At 63.1% G+C, this 19,930-nt stretch carries 23 protein-coding genes; 8 read left to right on the top strand and 15 right to left on the bottom strand.

Annotated features, from left to right (window positions below):
• Window positions 1-40: 40 nt before the first annotated feature.
• From CFB39_RS34325 to CFB39_RS34335, 3 genes are read left to right on the top strand one after another with little or no spacing between them, the layout of a single operon-like run.
• The gene (locus tag CFB39_RS34325; RefSeq protein WP_059590725.1) at window positions 41-583 is read left to right on the top strand and encodes a hypothetical protein; all 543 of its coding nucleotides are present in this window, start codon (window positions 41-43) and stop codon (window positions 581-583) included.
• Between the two features lie 2 nt (window positions 584-585).
• Window positions 586-2,004, top strand: a complete 1,419-nt coding sequence (locus CFB39_RS34330) for an FAD-binding oxidoreductase (protein ID WP_089476299.1) — start codon at window positions 586-588, stop codon at window positions 2,002-2,004.
• A 32-nt stretch (window positions 2,005-2,036) separates the two neighbouring features.
• On the top strand, window positions 2,037-2,279 hold the full coding sequence (locus CFB39_RS34335; RefSeq protein ID WP_089476300.1) for a hypothetical protein: 243 nt from the start codon (window positions 2,037-2,039) through the stop codon (window positions 2,277-2,279).
• Between the two features lie 108 nt (window positions 2,280-2,387).
• On the opposite strand, the gene CFB39_RS34340 is transcribed toward CFB39_RS34335, so the two are convergent.
• From CFB39_RS34340 to CFB39_RS34350, 3 genes are read right to left on the bottom strand one after another with little or no spacing between them, the layout of a single operon-like run.
• Window positions 2,388-3,740 (bottom strand): TRAP transporter large permease, encoded by a 1,353-nt coding sequence (locus tag CFB39_RS34340; protein WP_089429834.1) that lies wholly within the window; start codon window positions 3,738-3,740, stop codon window positions 2,388-2,390.
• Window positions 3,741-3,744: 4 nt separating this feature from the next.
• On the bottom strand, window positions 3,745-4,317 hold the full coding sequence (locus CFB39_RS34345) for a TRAP transporter small permease (protein ID WP_089476301.1): 573 nt from the start codon (window positions 4,315-4,317) through the stop codon (window positions 3,745-3,747).
• Window positions 4,314-5,300, bottom strand: a complete 987-nt coding sequence (locus CFB39_RS34350; RefSeq protein ID WP_089476302.1) for a TRAP transporter substrate-binding protein — start codon at window positions 5,298-5,300, stop codon at window positions 4,314-4,316. Before CFB39_RS34350 ends, CFB39_RS34345 begins: the two co-directional genes overlap by 4 nt.
• A gap of 936 nt (window positions 5,301-6,236) precedes the next feature.
• Between CFB39_RS34350 and CFB39_RS34355 the strand changes: the two genes are divergently transcribed.
• The 3 genes from CFB39_RS34355 to CFB39_RS34365 all read left to right on the top strand — a co-directional run bounded on the left by CFB39_RS34355 (window position 6,237) and on the right by CFB39_RS34365 (window position 9,193).
• Window positions 6,237-7,316 carry a linear amide C-N hydrolase gene (locus CFB39_RS34355; RefSeq protein WP_089459536.1) on the top strand — a complete coding sequence of 360 codons (1,080 nt, stop codon included), beginning with the start codon at window positions 6,237-6,239 and terminating at the stop codon, window positions 7,314-7,316.
• A 457-nt stretch (window positions 7,317-7,773) separates the two neighbouring features.
• On the top strand, window positions 7,774-8,352 hold the full coding sequence (locus CFB39_RS34360; protein WP_089476303.1) for a DUF4337 domain-containing protein: 579 nt from the start codon (window positions 7,774-7,776) through the stop codon (window positions 8,350-8,352).
• Between the two features lie 94 nt (window positions 8,353-8,446).
• Complete coding sequence (locus CFB39_RS34365) at window positions 8,447-9,193, top strand: hypothetical protein (RefSeq protein ID WP_089476304.1); 747 nt, start codon at window positions 8,447-8,449, stop codon at window positions 9,191-9,193.
• Between the two features lie 130 nt (window positions 9,194-9,323).
• Here the strand turns inward: CFB39_RS34365 and CFB39_RS34370 are convergent, their stop codons facing one another.
• From CFB39_RS34370 to CFB39_RS34380, 3 genes are all read right to left on the bottom strand, one after another.
• The gene (locus CFB39_RS34370) at window positions 9,324-9,803 is read right to left on the bottom strand and encodes a DUF6650 family protein (protein WP_144030360.1); all 480 of its coding nucleotides are present in this window, start codon (window positions 9,801-9,803) and stop codon (window positions 9,324-9,326) included.
• A 30-nt stretch (window positions 9,804-9,833) separates the two neighbouring features.
• A complete protein-coding gene (locus CFB39_RS34375) occupies window positions 9,834-10,250 on the bottom strand; it encodes a hypothetical protein (RefSeq protein WP_256991521.1) in 417 nt (138 codons plus the stop codon).
• Between the two features lie 319 nt (window positions 10,251-10,569).
• Window positions 10,570-11,655 (bottom strand): helix-turn-helix transcriptional regulator, encoded by a 1,086-nt coding sequence (locus CFB39_RS34380; RefSeq protein WP_256991522.1) that lies wholly within the window; start codon window positions 11,653-11,655, stop codon window positions 10,570-10,572.
• Window positions 11,656-12,065: 410 nt separating this feature from the next.
• On the opposite strand from CFB39_RS34380, the gene CFB39_RS34385 reads away from it, so the two are divergent.
• On the top strand, window positions 12,066-13,178 hold the full coding sequence (locus CFB39_RS34385) for a histidinol-phosphate transaminase (protein WP_089476307.1): 1,113 nt from the start codon (window positions 12,066-12,068) through the stop codon (window positions 13,176-13,178).
• Between the two features lie 63 nt (window positions 13,179-13,241).
• Here CFB39_RS34385 and CFB39_RS34390 read toward each other — a convergent pair whose 3' ends face one another.
• The 3 genes from CFB39_RS34390 to CFB39_RS34395 form a co-directional block, all read right to left on the bottom strand.
• Window positions 13,242-13,493, bottom strand: coding sequence for a hypothetical protein (locus tag CFB39_RS34390; RefSeq protein WP_089429842.1), 252 nt, complete (start codon window positions 13,491-13,493; stop codon window positions 13,242-13,244).
• A 291-nt stretch (window positions 13,494-13,784) separates the two neighbouring features.
• Window positions 13,785-14,225 carry a hypothetical protein gene (locus CFB39_RS39845; RefSeq protein ID WP_144030361.1) on the bottom strand — a complete coding sequence of 147 codons (441 nt, stop codon included), beginning with the start codon at window positions 14,223-14,225 and terminating at the stop codon, window positions 13,785-13,787.
• A gap of 55 nt (window positions 14,226-14,280) precedes the next feature.
• Window positions 14,281-14,769: a RidA family protein gene (locus tag CFB39_RS34395; RefSeq protein ID WP_089476308.1), complete on the bottom strand. Its 489-nt coding sequence runs from the start codon at window positions 14,767-14,769 to the stop codon at window positions 14,281-14,283.
• A gap of 281 nt (window positions 14,770-15,050) precedes the next feature.
• On the opposite strand from CFB39_RS34395, the gene CFB39_RS34400 reads away from it, so the two are divergent.
• Complete coding sequence (locus tag CFB39_RS34400; protein ID WP_011350136.1) at window positions 15,051-15,350, top strand: H-NS family nucleoid-associated regulatory protein; 300 nt, start codon at window positions 15,051-15,053, stop codon at window positions 15,348-15,350.
• Between the two features lie 161 nt (window positions 15,351-15,511).
• Here the strand turns inward: CFB39_RS34400 and CFB39_RS34405 are convergent, their stop codons facing one another.
• From CFB39_RS34405 to CFB39_RS34430, 6 genes are all read right to left on the bottom strand, one after another.
• Window positions 15,512-15,844: a cupin domain-containing protein gene (locus tag CFB39_RS34405; protein ID WP_089476309.1), complete on the bottom strand. Its 333-nt coding sequence runs from the start codon at window positions 15,842-15,844 to the stop codon at window positions 15,512-15,514.
• 222 nt (window positions 15,845-16,066) lie between these two features.
• The gene (aroE, locus tag CFB39_RS34410) at window positions 16,067-16,906 is read right to left on the bottom strand and encodes a shikimate dehydrogenase (RefSeq protein WP_089476310.1); all 840 of its coding nucleotides are present in this window, start codon (window positions 16,904-16,906) and stop codon (window positions 16,067-16,069) included.
• Between the two features lie 7 nt (window positions 16,907-16,913).
• Entirely contained in the window at window positions 16,914-18,128 is a 1,215-nt protein-coding gene (locus tag CFB39_RS34415) for a CaiB/BaiF CoA-transferase family protein (RefSeq protein WP_089476311.1), read from the bottom strand.
• Window positions 18,125-18,586 (bottom strand): MaoC family dehydratase, encoded by a 462-nt coding sequence (locus tag CFB39_RS34420; protein ID WP_039347828.1) that lies wholly within the window; start codon window positions 18,584-18,586, stop codon window positions 18,125-18,127. Before CFB39_RS34420 ends, CFB39_RS34415 begins: the two co-directional genes overlap by 4 nt.
• 1 nt (window position 18,587) lies before the next feature.
• The gene (locus CFB39_RS34425) at window positions 18,588-18,980 is read right to left on the bottom strand and encodes a VOC family protein (RefSeq protein ID WP_089476312.1); all 393 of its coding nucleotides are present in this window, start codon (window positions 18,978-18,980) and stop codon (window positions 18,588-18,590) included.
• Window positions 18,977-19,927, bottom strand: coding sequence for a ketopantoate reductase family protein (locus CFB39_RS34430; RefSeq protein WP_089476313.1), 951 nt, complete (start codon window positions 19,925-19,927; stop codon window positions 18,977-18,979). Before CFB39_RS34430 ends, CFB39_RS34425 begins: the two co-directional genes overlap by 4 nt.
• Window positions 19,928-19,930 lie beyond the last annotated feature (3 nt).

Below are 19,930 nucleotides of genomic sequence, written 5' to 3' on the forward strand. Positions count from 1 at the left end.
GTTTCGATGTTTCGATGTTTCGACGAAGGAGAATCCCCCGATGAAATCGAGCAATCCCATCACCGACTACCTGCTGCACGCGAGCAACTTCCTGCCGGCGATCGTGTTCCTGTTCTACGGCCGGCTCGGCCCCGAGCAGCCGGACGTGCGCTGGACGCACGCGTTCCTGATCGGCGGCGTGCTCGCGCTCGTGCACGGTGCGTGGCTGATCCGCCGCGCGGACCGCAACAGCATCGCGATCGGCGTCGACCTGTTTCTCGTGATCGGCGCGGTGCTGGCGCTCGTGTCGCCGACAGGTAGCCGTTTGTGGGGCGAGGAACTCGGGCCGGCCGCGATGCTCGTCTGCGTGCTGGTGGTCGGCATCGTGCATACCGCGTGGTCGGACGGCGGCTTCGTCGACGGCACGTTCGTCGACCACGCGCGCGCACGTTCGCTGTCGATCGTGCTGCTCGCCGTCACCGTCGTCGCGCTCGCGGTGTCGATCGCGATGCGCCACAGCCCGCTGTGGGGCGGCGTCGTGCCGCTGATCGCGCTGGTCGTCGTGCGCGGCCGGCTGCGCAAGCAGCTCGTGCGGGCCGGCTGACGATGAGCGCGCTGCCCGACCGCGCCGCGCAGCGGCACGCGCTCGCCGCGACGCTCGGTGACGGCTGGCACGACGGGGCATCTTCCGACGAGTGTTCATCGTATGTAACGGATGTGACGCTCCACGGCGGCATCGCGCTCGGCGTCGCACGGCCACGCTCGACCGCCGACACGAGCGCGCTCGCCCGAGTCGCCGTCGCGCACCGCATCGCGTTAGTCGCGCAGGGTGCGCGCACCGGGCTCGTCGGCGCCGCCGTGCCCGATCGCAGCGGTACGCAATGCGTGGTGTCGTTCGACCGGATGCGCGCGGTGCGTGCGTTCGACGCCGCGAATCGCAGCATCACGGTCGAGGCCGGCGTGCGGCTGTCCGACATCAACCGCGTGGCGGCCGAAGCCGGACTCTGCCTGCCGATCGACCTCGGCAGCGATCCCACGGCCGGCGGCCTCGTCGGCGCGAACGCGGGCGGCAGCCGCCTGATCAAGTACGGCGACGTGCGCCGCAACGTGCTCGGCGTCGAAGTCGTGCTCGCCGACGCGGCGGGCACCGTGATCGACGCGCTCGCGCCGCTGCGCAAGCGCAACGCGGGCTTCGACGTCACGCAGTGCTTCATCGGCGCGAACGGTGCCAACGGGCTCGTGACGGCCGTGTCGTTCGCGCTCGCGCCTGTAGAACGATCGTCGTGCGCCGCGTTCGTCGCGTTCGCGTCGTACGACGCGGCGCTCGCCGCCCTGCTCGCGTTCGAGCGCGCGTTCGGCGAGATGCTGTCGGCATTCGAATTCATGTCGGCTGCCGCCGTCGGCTGTGTCGCGAACGCGTATCCGGCGTCGCGTATTCCTTTCGAAGCCGACGCTGCCGCGTGCTATGCACTCGTCGAGATCGCGACCGGCATGCCGGGGCTCGATGCGCTGCTCGAGGAGCGCACGATCGCGACACTCGACGCGCTCGCGGGCGAACACGTGGTGCTCGACGCGGCCTGCGCGCCGGCCGAACGGTTCTGGCGAATCCGCGATGCGCTGCCGGCCGCGGTGGCGCAGGACGGCATGCCGCTGTCGTTCGACGTGTCGTTTCCGCGCGGCGCGCTGGCCGCGTTCGTCGCCGACGCCGAGCAGTGGATCGCGGCCGCGCATCCGTCGCTGCGCTGTCACACGTTCGGGCATTTCGGCGACGGCGGCTGCCATCTCGTCGTGTCGATCCCGCACGCCTGTGCGGACCGCTACGGGCCGCTGCAGCAGATGACGCTGCGCGGCGCGCTGTACGAGCGCGTCGTGCGGGCCGGCGGCTGCTTCAGCGCCGAGCATGGCGTCGGGCCGGTCAACGTCGCGTACTACCGCAAGCATGTGCCGGCCGCACAACGGCAGGTCGCCGCCGCCATCCAGCACGCCGTCGACCCGCTGGGTCTGATCGGGCGTGTCCGCTATTGATGCGCCGTCAAGCGGCGCCACGGAGAATTCGCATGATCCTTCGACACCCACCCGGCCTGGGTACCGTTTCCGAACCGGATGACGAACCGACGTTCGCCGGCATTCCGGCCACGCTGCCCGACTCGGGGGTCGTGGTCAACGTGCGAGGCGTGGCGTACGTCATCCAGCTGCCGCCGCGCGATCATGCGCGCCCGGCGCTGTGGCGCGAGCTTGAGGATTGGCGTGACGACCGGTCGGCAGGCGGCAACGGCGAGCTGGATGCTCGGCAGGATTGAGCGTCGATGTGGGCTCCGGTGCCTTGAAAGGCCGTCGCAAAAACGACCACGGCGCCGGACAACCTCGGTCGTCCGGCGCCGCGTCGAGAGCAGCACGCGTTTGGAGAATCAGAACACCGCGTGCCCGCTGATCAGGCTCGGCAGCCACGTCGAGAAGAACGGCAGGTACGTGACGATGTTGATCGCACTGAAGATCGCGAGGTAATACGGCCACGCCATCTTCGTGGTCTCGCCGATCGACACGTTGCCGATCGCGCAGCCGACGAACTGCACCGAGCCGATCGGCGGATGCACGAGGCCGAGCGAGCAGTTCAGCAGCAGCATGATCCCGAACTGCACCGGCCCGACGCCGCACGCCATCGCGATCGGCAGGAACAGCGGCGTCGTGATCAGGATGTGCGCGGCCATGTCGACGAACGTGCCGAGGAACACCTGGATGATGTTGATGTACAGCAGCATCAGCCACGGCGCGGCGGTCGACTGCTTCAGCAGCCCTTCGATCGCATCCGGGATCTCCAGGTACGACATCTGGAAGCGCAGCATGTTCGACACCGCGATCAGCAGCAGCACGACGCCCGTCGTGCGCGCCGCATGCGACAGCGCACGGCGCAGCTTCTCGGCCGTCAGCGTCCGGTAGACCACCGCGGTCAGCACGAGCGAGTACACGACGGCGATCGCGGCCGCTTCGGTCGCGGTCGCAATCCCCTTCGCGACGCACACGAGGATGATCGCGATCACCATCAGCCCGGGCACCGCGCCGACGAAGCTGCGCAGCACCGCATACCAGCCGGGGAACGCGGGCAGCGCGGACGAGCCGTCTTCACGGCGCGGATAGCCGTGACGCACGGCCTGCCAGTACGCGGCGGCCAGCACGAAGCCCATCACCCACAACACCGGCAGCAGCCCCGAGAACAGCAGGTCGCCGATCGACACGCCGCTCACCGGCTGGCCGTGCAGCATCCCGGTGATGCCCTGCGCGGCGAACGCGTAGATGATCATGTTGGTCGACGTCGGCATCAGCGCGCCGGCGAGCGACGCATGCGTCGTCACGTTGACCGCGTACGCGGCGCTGTAGCCTTCGCGCTTCATCAGCGGAATCACCACGCCGCCCATCGCCGACGTATCGGCGGTCGGCGAGCCCGACACGCCGCCGAACAGCGTACAGGCGACGACGTTCGCCATCCCGAGGCCGCCGCGGAAGTGGCCGACGGTCGCCTGCGCGAAGCGCAGGATCCGGTCCGCGATGCCGCCGTGCAGCATCAGTTCGCCGGAGAAGATGAAGAACGGCACCGCGAGAAACGAGAATGCATTCATTCCCGAGATCATCGCCTGCATCGCGGTCGCGATCGGCAAGCCTTCGACCAGATAGGTCAGCACGCAGGCGATGCCGAGCGCGAACGACACGGGCACGCCCAGCACGAGGAAAATCAGAAAACTGACGGACAGGATCGCGAGTTCCATGGCGTTATTGTCCCGGCGAAGAACGACGAAGCGCGAGCAGGTGCTCGAGCGAGAAGAGGATGATGGCGATCGCCGCGGGCATCGCGATCAGGTAGCGCACGCCTTCGGGCAACCCGATGATCGGGATGCGGTCGCCCATCGTCTCGGCGGCCATGCTGCCGCAGCCGATCATGATCATGATCGCGAACGCGATCAGGCTCAGGTGCTGGATCGCGATGACGACCGTGCGCGCCTTCGGCGACAGCCGGCGCACGAGCGAATCGAGGCCGATATGGCCGCCGTCGCGCACCTTCATCGCCGCCCCGAACATCGCGATCACGATCACGAGCAGCAGCGCGATCGGCTCCACGAAATCCGGCGCGTTCTCGAACACGTAGCGCATCACGACCGCATAGAACACCAGCACCGTCAGCACCGCGAGGCACGCCGACGCGATCACGGCCAGCACGCGGAACAGCACGTCGTTCACGCAGCGCAACAGCGGCGCGGCATGCGGGCGTGGCGCTGTTGCGCCGTCCGGGGCGGCGGCCCCGCCGCCCGCGGTGGTTGCGCCGTTCAGGGAAGTGCGACGTGTCACTTGGTGGCCTCGATCTCGTCGACGATCTGCTTCATCTGCGGCGTCTTCTCATACTTCGTCCACAGCGGCTGCATCGCCTTCACGAACGCCGCGCGGTCGATCTGCGCGGCCGGCAGGATCTTCGCGCCGCCCTTCGTCACCAGCTGCTGCGCGGACGCTTCGCGTGCCGTCCAAAGCTTCTGGTAGTACGGCACCGAATCGGCCGCCGCCTTCCTGATCGCCGCCTGCTCCTGCGGCGACAGCGTGTCCCAGACCTTCTTCGAGAACACCAGCACTTCCGGCGTCATCGCGTGCTGCGTCTCCGAGTAGTCGGGCGCCACTTCGTAGTGCTTGGTTTCCTCGTACGACGGCAGGTTGTTTTCGGCTGCATCGACGAGGCCCGTCTTCAGGCCCGTGTAGACCTCGGCGAACGGCATCGGCGTCGGCGTGCCGCCCATCGCCTTGATCTCGTCGACCATCAGGTCCGACGGTTGCACGCGCACCTTCAGCCCCTTCATGTCCGCCGGCGAGCGCACCGGGCGCTTCGCGTAGATCGAGCGCGCGCCGCTCTCGTAGAACGTCAGCGCGATCATCCCCTTCGCGGTGAACGCATCGAGGATCTTCTGGCCGGCCGGGCCGTACATCGCCTTGCGGAAATGATCGACGTCGCGGAACAGGAACGGGAACGACGGAATCAGCGATTCCGGCACGATCTCGTTGAACGACGCGCCGTTCACGCGTGCCATGTCGATCGCGCCGATCCGCACCTGGTCGACCGTGTCCTTCTCCGAGCCGAGCGCGCTGTTGCCGAACACCTTGATCGAATCCTTGCCGCCCGTCTGCTTCGACAGCTCGTCGCCCATGAACTTCACGGCCATGTTGGTCGGGAAGTTGTCGCCGTGCACGTCCGCCGAGCGGAACACGCGCGCCTGGGCGGACATCGCGAAGCCGGCCATCAGCGCGACGGCCAGGGCGATATGGGCGCGGTTGAATCGGTGCTTCATCGTCAGTCTCCTTGATGGTTGTGCTCTTTGTGGCGCGGCGATCCGCCGGCATGCGCATTCTTTGGCGCCGTGCTCGCTGACCGCTGAGTCATACGTCGTATGACGTGTTGACGCGAATGTACGTCGGTTAATCGTTTAACTCACTTGGTGCATACCCGTAGAGCGGCTGTCATGGCGGGTTTTGGGTATGTTTCAGGGAATCGTTTTCTCTGTTTAGATGAGTTTGGGCGAAACGTTTTCTGGGAAGGGGGGCGTGTTCGATCTGGGTGGTCGGCTGGCCGTTTCCACCGGCACTGGAAACCAAACTTTCGCTTCGTTTTCAGTTGTTATAGGATGACTGATCACAAAATTGGCAGGTCGACGCGATGTGAGGAGCGCACGCCGGCCATGCACCGCCGCGAGCGGCACGACCGGAAGAAACGAAAGGGAATCCGGGCAGCGGCGTGCGCCCTCGTCTACCCCGCCGTAGGGCGCCGGAGTACGCGTGACTTGCGCCACGGGTTCGCGACTCTGCGTGCCCAAGTTACTGCGACTGCCCTACGCATTGCCGACAACACCTCGCGATGTCGACGTCCCGAGTCGTACCTAATAGGTAGCATGTTCGCGTAGGGCGCACGGCCGGGAAGCGACATTCACTGCGCGATCCAGAATGGCCGTTAGTCGGCGCTGAGGAGCCGATCGCACTCCGCTGAAAGCGATAACGAAATTGCACCGCAAGGAGAGAACGGACAACCCAGTGTGCGCTCCGATCTCACACTTGACTGCAACGGCCCAGTTGACAACTGCATTACCGAAATCCAATACTTCCCTTTCCTCAGACGTTGTCGACGCGATATTGCCGGGTAATCAATGTGCAGCAGGCGTACGCGAGTCGTCTTCGCAGCGAGCGTCCGCGTCGAGCGATCTCCAATCACCAATACAGCGCGAGGAATTGCCATGCGCCGCCTCATTTGCGTCGTTCTGACCTGTCTCGCAGCAGCATCGACGCTCCTTGTCGATCCGGCCGAATCGCTAGCCTGCACACGCGTCGTCTATCTCGGCAACAACGACGACGTCATCACCGCTCGATCGATGGACTGGAAACTCGACGTCGCCACCAATCTTTACATCCTGCCGCGTGGCATCGCTCGCACCGGTGAATCCGGTCCTAACTCCATTAAATGGACCGCCAAATACGGTAGCGTCGTGGCGACGGGTTATGACGTCTCCACCACCGATGGCATGAACGAAAAGGGGCTAGCCGCTGAACTGCTCTGGCTCGTCGAGTCGCAATATCCCCCCTTCGACAAAAACTCGAAACCGGGACTCACCATCGCCGCATGGGCGCAGTACGTGCTGGACAATTTTGCGACCGTCGCGGAAGCCGTCGCTGCGCTCGAGAAAGAGCCGTTCACAATCGTGACCGACAACGTCCCCGGAGAACAGCGCCTCACCACATTGCATCTCGCCATGTCGGACGCGACGGGCGACAGCGCCATCGTCGAGTACATCGGCGGAAAACAGATCATCCATCATGGTCGTCAGTATCAGGTCATGACCAACTCGCCGACCTTCGACGAGCAGCTTGCACTGAACGAATATTGGAAGCGGATAGGCGGCACCGTCTGGCTGCCCGGCACCAATCGCTCTGCCGACCGGTTCGCGCGCGCCTCGTTCTACGTCAACGCTATCCCCAAGAGTGAAGACCCCGCCATTGCACTTGCCAGCGTTTTCAGCGTGATCCGTAACGTGTCGGTGCCGTTCGGGATCACCACCCCGGGCGAGCCGAATATATCGTCCACACGCTGGCGCACTGTTGCCGATCACAAGCGCATGCTTTACTTCTTCGAATCGGCCGTCACGCCGAGTACTTTCTGGGTTGATCTCAACAAGGTCGACTTCTCCGCCGGCGCACCCGTCAAACGTCTCGACCTCGGCAAGGATCAGCGCAATTCATTCGGCGGCGAAGTCTCGAAGGATTTTCAACGCGCACCCGCGTTCCCCTTCCTCGGCCCCGGCGCGAGCAAGTCCCTCTGAGGTGGGGCGTCACGGCTTCATCGTGAACGCATTCTGTAGGCGCGATGACTCGCTCCGGCCGGATGCCTGCCCCGGCACGTTACATCTCGCGGAGATATCGCCGGCGTTGAGTCGGCGACTTGGCCCTGTGGCGCCCTTTGGGTTCCGTTGGCGGGTTGCCTCTGGAAACGGACATCGAGAGTGGAGGCAACCAACGGCTGCTCTGGGTCGACTGCTGTCGACCCATACTGGGGAAGTGGCAATTCATGCACAATGTCGAACCATCGCCCTTTTGGTGGGAGTCGGCGTTCAAACCGCGTGAGGTTCCGCAGACCATGTCTGTTCGTTCATACTTTCGCACGAACGGACTGCCCCAATTGAGCTGCGACCCAGCGATAGTGCCACCACTTTTGCTACACGCGCCTCACGTGCGCGGGAACCGCGTACAAGCCCTTCAACTCATGCGAACGTTCTTGTCATGCCAGAAGATTTCGAAGTTCACGGCCCGCACGATCATGCAGTAGAGCACCCTGCGGCGCATGAAGAAAGCCACGGAGCGGCGCGCATCGCCGTGATGACTGCTGTCCTCGCCTGCATCGGCGCGATTTCCGCATATCAGAGCGGGGCGGAAGAGAATTTAGCGTTGCTGCACAAGAACGAGGCCGCGATCCAGAAAACCGAGGCAGCTAACCTGTGGGGCTATTACCAGGCAAAGGGCGAGAAGCAGAATCTAGCCGAGCTCGGAGCGGCGTTGAGCCAGGAAGGATCGCCGCAAAGAAAGCGTTTCGAAGCAGACGCGGCGCGGTATCGCGAAGAGAAGGAGCCGATCCGCAAGCGCGCCGAAGCGCTCGAGCAAGAAGTCGTGAAGAGCAACGCTGCAAGCGAGGAACGGCTACACCGGCATCATCGTTGGGCGCAGGCCACTACCATCATCCAGATCTCGATCGCGCTTGCTGCGATTACGATTCTCACGCGGCGGAAATGGATGCAACACCTGTCGATGGGTGCTGCCGCGATCGGCGTCGTACTGACAGGGCTGGCGCTCTTTGGTGTGTAGCGGCACGACGAATGGGCGCTTGTCGGCCAGCATCGGACCTTCGATATCATGGTCAGAATGGGCGACAATCGCCTGCCACCAACGAATGGGAACTATGCATTTTCGCTCGCTATTTCGATCGACCGGCTCGAAACAAGCTGCGCAGCAGCGGATCGATTCTATTCATAGAACCGTCGATTGCAAGCGGTTTGCCCATCCGGAATTTGAGATTCGGGTCACCAACGGTGCAATCCCCGATCAGGACATCAGTTGGCTGCTACGCTTCCTTGAGCAGCGTGTCGCCGACGGCGAGCGATTCCGCGCGTGCGAGACCCTGCAGATCGGTTGGATGCTAACGATGCTCGATGGAGGGGCGACAGACACACTTCGCATCACCGAACCCGATATGAAGGAGATTCCGATCAGGTTCATCGATTCCGTCAACAGCACGCTGATGCACCTGCGCAATCAGAAGGACGTGGTCGGAAGCGTCGCCATGGATCTGCAACCTGACTTTCCTTCGCTACGGCAAAGTGCAGTTGTGCACGCCGAATACAAGAGCGCATATCGTGTACTGCTGACTCGTGATTTCGCTCATGAAACAGACTCTGGTTGGTCGCTCACAGACTTGAATGATGAATTTGGTTTGCAGAATCCCGGGCAATTCATCAGAATTTCGCTCTATCAATTGGGCGTAGATAGACCCGATTTGATCAAATTCTTTGCCTTGCCGCCGGGGCTGCAAGTTGCCGTCAATGATCCGCAGATTCGTGTGATAGGACCTGAAGGCGAGATGCAACCAATACCCGGCTCATTTCTTGAGGCGTTGAATAGTCGCCGCCTACAACGTCACAGTGAGTGACTGCTTCGGGGAAAGTGTGCTGTCCGCTTCGGGTCGATTTATGCCAAACGCATCGGACAGACCCCGGCCGACCGGAATCGCTTTGTGCGGGCTTTCACCAGCATGATCGTCCTGATCGTTCGTTCGCCCGTCAGTCATACTCTGCGGCGGCAGGAATGACCGTCGCCAGTTCATCCTCAACGTCTAGACCGTGCTTGGTGGCGAGCACCGCAATGTGGACGCCGAAAACACCGCGTAGCTCGCCAACCGCGCCGTTAAATATCCAACTGGCGTAGTGGCCACGTTGCGCGCCGTAGATGATGGGCGCGCGATCGTTGGCATCAACTGTCGTTAGGAACTTCCGGCAAGCGGCGCGCATCGCCCGGAGACTAGCTGCAATGTCTGAGGCGGCGTCGAGCTTTCCCAGTTCGGAAGTCAGAAACTCTCGAATACGTAGCACCGATTCCACACAGTGCGGCGGCACTTCCATTTGCGACGGCGAGTACAGCACGCGCCGATCTTCCAGGAATGTCAGGACGCGGCGAGCTACTGCTCGCTCGGCCTCGCTGGGATTCCACTGGATGCCGAACACCGGCACGCTGAACCCAGTAACGCGCGAAATGATTTCCATGAACCGCATGGTCGTCCCCAAAGTCGTCGCCTACCGCGTTATTTGCAAATCGTACGTACTTCCGTCGTCGGTTAGGCACACGCCCGTACCCTGTTGTGTCCACCCGCTGAAGTTGAATACGCATCGTAGATTATGCTGGCCGTCAGTGGACTGCGCGAGGACGTTGCCGTTACCAACAGCGCTCACGCCGATGGCGCTACCGGTCGCCACTTGTCCGCCACCAAAGGCCGTCCCGAGGGAAAATCCGCCGCCCCGCACATAGACATAGTGGCCGAAATAGGTTGCGCCGTCCAAGGTAACGGAAACTGACTTGTCTATCTGCTTAGCCGTGCCATGTGCCATCGGTCCCGCTCCGCGCGGCATCAACGAAAGGTCGTAGGTGGCACACCCCTGCAAGGCCAGCACTGCCGCGCAACATACAACTCGCTTTCTCATGTTGGTCTCCATGCTCTTTCTTGATAGTCGACAACACTGTAGAGCGTCGAGACCCATACGGCGACATAGGCCGAGTTGTTACGCGCGAATGGCTGTGGCGAGCGACAGTTCAACTCCGATACCAGCCGATGCACCCGTGGCGATTCAATCGGAATTAACGGGTCGGCTACAGTCACCCGGGTACAACAAAATTCGACTACGTTGACGCCGCAGCAAACCAATCGCACAAACTCCGACACACCACCCGAGCATCGGTGGCACGACTAGCCGCAAGTTACTTATTTTCTGCGTACGCAGTTGCCGATACCCTGCCCCCTACGACCCCGCCCCCTCACGTCTGCATAACCAGCGACGTCAACTGCGCCGCCCGCCCCACCGCCGTCTTCGCATAGATCGACTTGATCTGCGTGCGGATCGTGCCGATCGACACGCCGCGCAACCCGGCGCATTCCTGCGGCGACAGCCCGTCGCAACACAGCAGCACGGCAAGATCAGCCTCGGCCGACGACAGCCCGTAGAACACGCGCAACCGCTGCGCGCGGGCCGACGGCGAACGCAGGTCGGCGGCCGTCATCAGCGTCGCGACGCCCGGCCGCTCGCGCACCAGGCGCGACTGCTCGGGCACCGGCATCAGCGCCAGCGGCAACGGTTCGCCCGTTGTGCGCCGTAACAACAGCCCGCCGCGCGCGTGCGCTTTCCGCCATTGCGCATCGTCGACACAGCCTTCCGGCGCGAATCGTCCGTTCACGACCCGCAGCGCCGGTTCCGCCGCGATCAGTTGATCGGCCGCGCGATTCGTGTAGCGCAGCTCACGCTGCGCGCCGAGCAGGAAGACGGGCACCGGAAGCGCATCGAGCGCCGATTCGGCGGCGGCCACGCGCGCCTCGAGCTCGCCGATCCGCGCCTGGATCTGCAGCGCACGGCTGATGTGCATCCCCATGTTTTCGATCGCGTGGCGCTGATCGTCGGACAGCCCCTGCGATTCGAGGCCGCCCTGGACGCTGAGGAATGCGCCCGAGCCCTCGCTGCGATGGATGTACAGGCCCGAAATGCTGCCGAGCCCGAAAGGGTGAAGGAATTCCTGATAGAACGCGCTGTGCGCGCGCTGGTGCGCGGACAGGTGCTTGACGTCCTCGAACCAGCGGCCCGCCGGCCAGTCGGCGGCGACCGGCACGACCGGGTCGTACCGATAGAACTCGGTGTTGTAGGTGTGATAACACGCGGCGACCCATGACGCGTCGTCGCCCGCCGCCTGCTCGATCGCCGGCACCCGCGCCGCGTCGTCGAAAGACAGCAGCGTGACCATGCGCACGCCGACGCACGATCGCAGCCCGTCCAGCACCGTTTCCCATCGCTGATCGCCCAGCGCCGCAGCGTAGACGTCATCGATCCATGCGGATGGAATCAACCCGTTCATTTGCATCTGGCCACCCCGCGCCGTGCGTTTTTGTCGAACGTCTTCTGCGCATCTTAGTCAATCGGCGCCCACGTTTAAATCACTCGTTCGCGTTTGATCGAAATACCACGTTTGTTACCGCTTATCGTCTGACGTAATGTCCGTTATTCCGGCCCGCACGGTGTCGCCGCCTTTTCATCCGGATCACGGTATGCCATGATGCAGCGCATGACGATTCGAAACACCACGCTCTCGCTGCACCATCACCACGGACGCCCGCTGTTGCGCCGTGGCTCGTTTCGCATCTAGCAATTGCATCGGGTGAATGCCCGATCAAGACGACAACCAAGGCGCCTCCGGCGCCTTTTTTGTTTTTTACGGCCTTGAAAGCGGACTGCGCCGATCAATCGAACCCGTATGGAGTGTTTTCAATGCAACAGCCCTGGAAAGACATCGCCTTGTCGGATTTACCGCTCCGCGAGGATCTCAAGTTGCGGCACGCGTACGGGGCGCCGCAACTCGATGTGCCGGTTTGCCTGAACGTCAACGAGAACCCCTATCCGCCGTCGCCCGCGCTCGTCGAGCGCATCGCGACCGCGGTGGCCGACGCCGCGCGCGCGGCGAACCGCTATCCCGACCGCGACTTTGCCGAGCTGCGCGCGCATCTGGCGGCGTATCTGATGCACGACACCGGCGTGGCGGTCGACGCATCGAGCGTCTGGGCGGCCAACGGCTCGAATGAAGTGATCCAGCAGATCCTGCAGGCATTCGGCGGCCCCGGGCGATCGGCGCTGGCCTTTACGCCCGCGTATCCCATGTATGACGAATACTGCCGCACGACTTTCACGCGCCTGCACACATTGCCGCGCACCCGGGATTTCGCGCTGGATCTGGACCAGGCCCTCGACAGCATCCGCGAGCACCAGCCGAGCGTCGTCCTGCTGACGTCGCCGAACAACCCGACCGGCACCGCGCTGCCAGTCGACGATATCCGCGCGATACTCGACGTCGCGCCGGGCGTGGTGGTCGTCGACGAAGCCTATGCGGAATTCCGGCGTCACGGCGTCCCCAGCGCGGTGACGCTGCTGCCGGAGCATCCCCGGCTCATCGTCACCCGCACGCTGAGCAAGGCGTTCAAGTTCGCGGGCGGCCGCGTCGGGTATTGCGCGTGTGCGCCTGCGATCGTCGAAGGGCTGAAGCGGGTTCGATTGCCCTACCACCTGTCCGCGTTCACCCAGGCGGCGGCCTGTGCGGCGCTGGTCGCGCGTGACGAGATGCTGTCGCAAGTCGAGGCGATCAAGGCCGAGCGCGATTCGACCGTCGACTGGCTGCGTGGCCTGGGCCTCACGGTCGCCGATTCCGATGCCAACTTCGTGATGTTCGGCGAGTTTGCTGATCGGCACCGGATCTGGAGCGGCCTCCTGCGTCACGGGGTCCTGATTCGGGAGTCCGGCCCGCCGGCGTATCTTCGCGTGTCGATCGGCACCGGCGCGGAGATGGCCGCGTTTCGTGCGGCGCTGCTTGACGTGATGTCGCCCGAATAAGCGACCGGCCATCCGGTCGACAACGCGATGAGGCGCATGCGTGGGCCGTATCCGACGATGTACTTACTTCATCGTCGCGAACCGCATTTCCATCGTGTGGATCTTCGCGAGCACCGCTTCGCTGAGCTTTCTGACGTGGCGCGGCACATCGGGCGCCGACAGCAGCTCCTCGATTCGCCCGCGCCAGTAGCTTGGATGCCGCACGCGCCCCGCACCCGACATCGACACATCGTCAGCGTTCGTCTCGCTGTCCAGGAGAGCCACCATTCGCTGAATGTGTGAGAGCTCTCGTTCTGCAAAGTCTCGTGCCAGCATATTGATTGAAATTCCCCGAAATACGACAGCAGGCCTTCCGTCATCAACGCGCCATCGTGTTGCGGTGTAAGGCATTCACCGCACACGTCAGTCGCCATCGTACGCAGAAGCTGTGTCAGTAAACCGCGTGGGCATTTGCTGATTTCGATACGGAATGGGGAGCCTGTCCGATTGTTCCGACGACTTCCGGCCCCGATGCCCTGGGGTCAATCGTAGGCTGACTGTCGGGCGATGGCATCTCCCAAAGTGGGGATGCGGGGCGATATTGGCGGGGCGGTGTTTCCGGAATTTTCAGGTCGTCGGGCGGTGCGCGGAAGGCATGCGGTTGTCGGCCGAAGACAAAACCGCGATCAGTTGACTATCTCGACGACGCGCGTCGGGCGGATGGCTGACCGGCAGGCACGAGGCGAGCATGTGCAGTGTGCATGCGGGTAGTGCACAGGCACGCACAGCGTGCGGACGCGAACATGCAGCGCTGCGCCGTGGACTGCGGGCGACCTGCGCGCCCTGCTCAACAAATCGGCGCGCGAGATTGCCTGGACACGGGGCGAGCGACAACACAGCCCATTCGCCCAATTCGCCGCGCACCTTCAAATCGCAGATATCGAACGCCGCCTGAAGCTTCGCAAGATCCTCATCGGCGAGCAGGCTGTCGAAGTCCTTTGGCGGTAATTGCGTGCTTTGCTTTCCGTATTGCTGGCGCGTGCTTTCACCAGAAGGCGCGTCGTGCATCGGCTATAGGAATGTTTCGCGCAACTACACACTCGCAAGACAGGGTCCGCTGAAGTCAGATACCGACATCACCCTGCTTCAGCCCGAAAATGAAATCGACTTCCACCGACGCCCCTTTGGGCAATTGCAGCACGCCGACCGACGTGCGCGTATGAACGCCTGCATCGCCAAGCACCGCATGCAGCATGTCGGATGCGCCGTCAGCGACTTCGCTTTGCATCGTGAAGCCGGGTGCGCTTCGCACATACACGGTGATGCGCGGCACTGTCGCGATCGCGTCGAGCGTGCCGCGGTGCTTCCTGATCAGCGACAGCGCACGCAGCACCGATACGCCGGCGGCCCGGCGACCTTCGTCGAGCGAAACGGATTCCCCCACTACGCCCACGAAATGCACCACGTCGCCGATCCGCGGAATCTGGCCGGCGATGTAGGCCGTGTTCCCGTCCACCAGAATGGGCGTGTACTTTCCGCCGATCCTGATTTCCTCGTCCGGATTGAAGCCGAATTCGGCCGCGACCTGCGTCAGCTTATCGTCTCTGTTCATTAGTGAATCCCCCGATACTTCAGAAAAATGTAAAGAATAATTAAGTCTCGCGCGGATGTCTCGACGAAAAAATCCCGCCGCGACCGATCAAAGCGACGTGCCGCCGCCGTTAAAAGTTTCCGGGTAATCCTCTACGCTTTCTCATACATGACACACTTTTCAGGTGTTCGAAGCAGTCCTGCATTGCTTTATCGATGACAAATCTCGTAGTCGAAGAGAATTTCCTCAAAACTTTCCGCTGAAACCGCTATCATATGTGTACTCAACCTGAAGAGTGATACATGGCAACGTACAAGGAACTGAAAGCCCAAATGGAAGCTTTGGCCGAGAAAGCCGAAGCTGCACGTGCCGCGGAATTCCAGGCGATCGTCGACGACATCCGCACCAAAGTTGCGGAATTCGGCATTACCGAGAAAGACATTTTCGGTACGCGTCGTGGTCGACCGGCCAAGCAAGCGGCCGCCCCCGTGCAGGCAAAGTATCGCGACCCGAAGACCGGGGCAACCTGGTCGGGCCGCGGTCGCGCGCCCGCATGGATCAAGGACGCGAAGAATCGCAATCGATTCCTGATCCAGGAATAAGATTCTCGACGCGCACCGGCGCGCGCTAGCGCGCCGCCCTGCTATTTGGGCATCGATACCGGCGGTATTTAAAGGCCGCTCCGGTGTGGTGACGATTTGCGCCATCCGGCGCGTGGTTGCATGCTACGCGCCGGATTTCATGCTGCCCAATATTTCCTGATTCAACGTTCGTAATAAATCGCAAGCCAGACGGATTGCGTTGCTTCGTGCGTCCACGCGACGCGATGACGGCAATGCGGCTCGATCAGCACGTAGTCGCCGGGATGCATTTCATGGCGCGTCGGGCCTTCTTCGAATTCGAGTACGGCGGCGCCCGAAAGCAGCACGACCCATTCAGCGCGCGAGTCGTCATACCAAAAGCCATCGGGGCTCGTGTGCCCCATCGACACGATTCGCTCTACGTCCAGACGCTGCCCGGTGACGAGGCGGTCGATTTGTTCATCTTTACCGCGCTGGTCATCGGCGGTGAAAAGATTGCCGGTTTGAAGTTGCATGGGGTGGCCTCGTCGATGATCGTCGGGGGAAAGAATCGCGCGTCGAGTGACGCGGACTTTCACCGCAGTCTAACGATCGCCATTGACGCTGACTCGTTTCATCGGAAACAGCATCATAGCGTTCCACATGCCTGAAATCGGCCGCGGATTCAACCCGTCGACACATCGAATTGATGAACGCGCTCAGCGGATGTATCGAAGTCCCGTATCGCTCGCGGACGTTCACACTCGATCCAGCGGAACGGTAAGCAGGTCGATCACCGCTTGCGTCTCGGGGCGCACGCCGCGCCACCACGCAAAGGCTTCCGCCGCCTGCTCCACCAGCATGCCGACACCATCCGCTACACCGGCTACCCCTGCATTGCGCGCCAGTCGCAAGAACGGCGTGAGGTGCTTGCCATAGGCCAGTTCATAGGCTGTGCCATGCGGGCTGAACACGCCGGGCGGCACGGGCGGCAAATCGCCTGTCAGACTCGCGGACGTCGCGTTGACCACCAGATCGAAGCGCCCCATGCGCTCGAGTTCCCCGTAAGCGCATGCCGTTATCGGGCCATACGAAGCCAATTGCGCTGCCAGCGCTTGCGCTTTCTCGACGTGACGATTCGCCACCACCAGATGTGCGGGACGCGCGCCCAGGAAGGGAAGCAACGCGCCGCGGGCCGCGCCGCCGGCACCCAGCAGCAACACACGCTTGCCCGCGAACGGCGTGTGAAGATTCACCTCGATATCACGCAGCAGGCCGATGCCGTCGAAGTTGTCTGCGAGAATCCGGCCGCCGTCGAACTTGAACGCGTTCGCCGCGCCTGCGAGCGTCGCGCGCTCGCTGCGCTCATCGGCCATGTCGAATGCCGCAAGCTTGAACGGCGCCGTGATGTTCATGCCCTTGCCGCCGGCCGCGATAAATTTCCGCACCGTTGCCGCGAACGCGTCATCCGGTTCGCACGGCCCCTCGATGGTCGTGTAGTGCATCGCCTGTTGCGTCGCTTCGGCGAAAAGCCCATGAATCAGCGGGGATTTCGTATGGCCGATCGGATTGCCGATCACCGCATAGGTATCGCTCATCGTCGCCTCACTTGTCGAACAGCACGCCATCGGTTTGCATCGCATCGATCTCGGCGGGCGTGAAACCCAGCGATTGCGCGACTTCGGCATTGTGCTGCCCCAGATCGGGGGCAACCTCGCGGATCGTGGTATCGCACTCGGAAAACCGGAACGGCAGATTCGGCAGGCGCAGCGTGCCGTAACGCGGATGCTCCTGTTCGACGATCATGCCGCGTGCCTGAATTTGCGGATCGGCGATCACTTCGTCGATACGTTGCACCTTCGCGCAAGGCACATCGATGCCGTCGAGCAGTTCGAGAATCTGCGTCACCGTGCGCGCGGCGACCCACGGCTCGACCACGCCGAGAATGTCCAGCCGATGCGTATTGCGACCCACGCTATGGTGAAACCGCTCGTCGGTGCCAAAGCCGCGCGGGCCGCCGCTCGCTTCGATCAGCGACGCGAAGCGCTTCCACGCATCGTCCACCTGCGCGGCGATCACCAGATCGCCATCGATCGCGCGAAACACACCATAAAGCGTCGAGCCGGGCATGTCGTGCCCGGTCTGTTCGGGCAGCACATCTGCAAGCGTGTAGCACTGGACCGCATATTCGTGCATCGAGACGAGCGTGTCGTAAAGCGCCATGTCGATGTGCTGCCCTCGCCCGCTTTTCACGCGGCCGAGCAGTGCCGCATTGATGGCCGCGACCGCATGAATGCCCGTGTACATGTCCCCGAGCGAAATACGCAGCAGCGGCGGGCGGTCGCCGGGCGTGCCGACCATCTGCATGATGCCGCTCTTGGCCTCGGCGATCAGTCCGAAACCCGCGCGATGGGCGTCCGGCCCCGTGTGGCCATACGCGGAAATGGAACAGTAGACCAGCCCCGGGTTGCGCGCGGAAAGCGCTTCGTAGCCGAGCCCAAGCTTGTCGAGCGCGCCGGGCCGATAATTCTCCACGAATACGTCCGCCGAATCGCAGAGCCGTTCCATGAAAGCCTTTCCGCGCGGATCCTTCATGTTCACGCTGACGCCGCGCTTGCCCATATTGAGCTGCAGAAAATAGCCGCTCGAGCGATCGTCAAGCACGGTCGCATGCTGGCGTCCCGCGTCGCCGCCGCCGGGTCGCTCGACCTTGATCACTTCCGCACCCAGCGCCGCGAGGCAGCGCCCCACGTACGGACCCGCGAGAAAGTGGCTGTAGTCGACGACACGAATCCCTTCGAGTGGACGCGCCTGTTTCATCGTTCAGCTCCCGGCCGGCGCGGCACCATCAGGCGATGCTCACCTCGCTGCACGACTTCGCCGTGCTGATTGATCAGCTCTGAAGGAAGCGTCACGATGCCCCAATCCGGGCGGCTCTTGCTCGGGCGCATCGCGCCGATGCGAAACTTCACATGCAGCACGTCATCGACCTTGATCGGCAGAACGAAGTCCCAGCTCCAGCCCAGCGACATGCCCGGCACAAAGCGATAATCGCTGCGAGTCTTCAGGCCATCGGCAATCGAAAGACCAAACAATCCATGCGCAACGAGGCAGCCAAAGTGGCTCGCGTTCGCATACGCTTCATCGACGTGCACAGGGGTGTGATCGCCGGTGAGATCGGCGTACGCGAGAATGCGTTCCTTCGTGACGGTGTAGCTCGGGCTCACGCATTCGTCGCCTTCGCGTGCGTCGTCCCAGTATTTTTCGACGATGGTCATGTCATGCCTCCGCGCGCGGATTGATGGCGAGCGCCTGGCCCACGCAGCGCGCGGGTTTCGCCTGAATGAATTCGATGGCGAGACCATCGGGCAAACGCAGCCAGTTCGCACCTTGCGGCATGGGCTGCACGTCGTAGCGGCGGGCGGCGGCGAGCGAGGCTTCCACGTCCTCGCACATGATGCCGAGGTGGCCAAGCCTTCCTTCGGGGCCCGAAAAATCCGGCTGGTGGATGAACTGCATGCCGCCGAGCGTCCAGTACTGGCGCGGCGCTTCGGTCGTGCCGTCGACCTCGCGCATCGTCATGCCGAACACGTCCTCGAAAAAGCGGATGTGCCAGTGGATGTCGCGCACGAAGACGGCGACGTGTTCGAGATAGGCTTTCGGTTGGCTCATGCTTGCGCCTCCGCTTTCCGGCGGTCGACCATCGCGCGCTCGATGCCCTTGATGCACGCAACCAGCGTGGCGTTGACGGGCGTCGGTACACCGTAACGCGCGCCCCAACGCACGACCGAGCCGTTGATGAAGTCGATTTCGGTCATGGAACCTTTTTCGAGGCTTTGCAGCATCGACGTCTTGAACGCAGCGGGCAAGCCCTCGGCGGCAAGCGACCACGCCTGCTCCGGATCGTTCATCGACAGTGTGACGCCTGCCGCCTTCGCGGCCGCGATCGCTTCCGCGACGGCCGCCAGCGAAGTGGCCTTGAGCAGCGGCTCGTCATAAAGCTGGCCGTAAGTCAGCGACGTGATGCCGGTCAGCGCGCCCGTCGCGACGTTCACGAGCAGCTTGTCCCACATGGTGCCGACGATGTTGTCGCTCACCTGCGTGTGGAGGCCCGCGTGGCTGAATGCGTCGGCAATACGTCGAACGCGATCCGTCACGTGTCCGTCCAATTCGCCGATGATGGTGTGCTTGCCCACGACGCCCGACTCGATGTGCCCCATGCCGCGCAGTACGCCCCCCACATAGGTCTTGCCCGCGAGCACGCGTTCGCGGCCCACGGCGTCGGCAAGAATGTCTTCGTGACCGAGGCCGTTTTGCAGTGACAGCACCAGCGTTTCAGGCCCCACCAGCGCTTGCGCGCCGCGAATCGCCGCATCGGTGTGAAACGATTTGACGAGCACGATCACGACTTCGGCCACCCCCGCTTCGTCCGGCCGGGTGGTCGCGCGGACTTGCACCTGGCGCGTGCCGCTTGCGTCGTCGACGCGCAGGCCGTGGGCGCGCATCGCATTGACATGATCGGGCGAGCGGTCGATCAGCCAGGTCTCATGACCGCCTTCAGTGAGCGTCGCGCCAATCGCGCAGCCCAGCGCGCCGGCACCCAGAATGGCAATTTTCAAGAG

The organism is Burkholderia sp. AU6039 (assembly GCF_002223365.1).
In the GTDB taxonomy this organism is placed as follows: domain Bacteria; phylum Pseudomonadota; class Gammaproteobacteria; order Burkholderiales; family Burkholderiaceae; genus Burkholderia.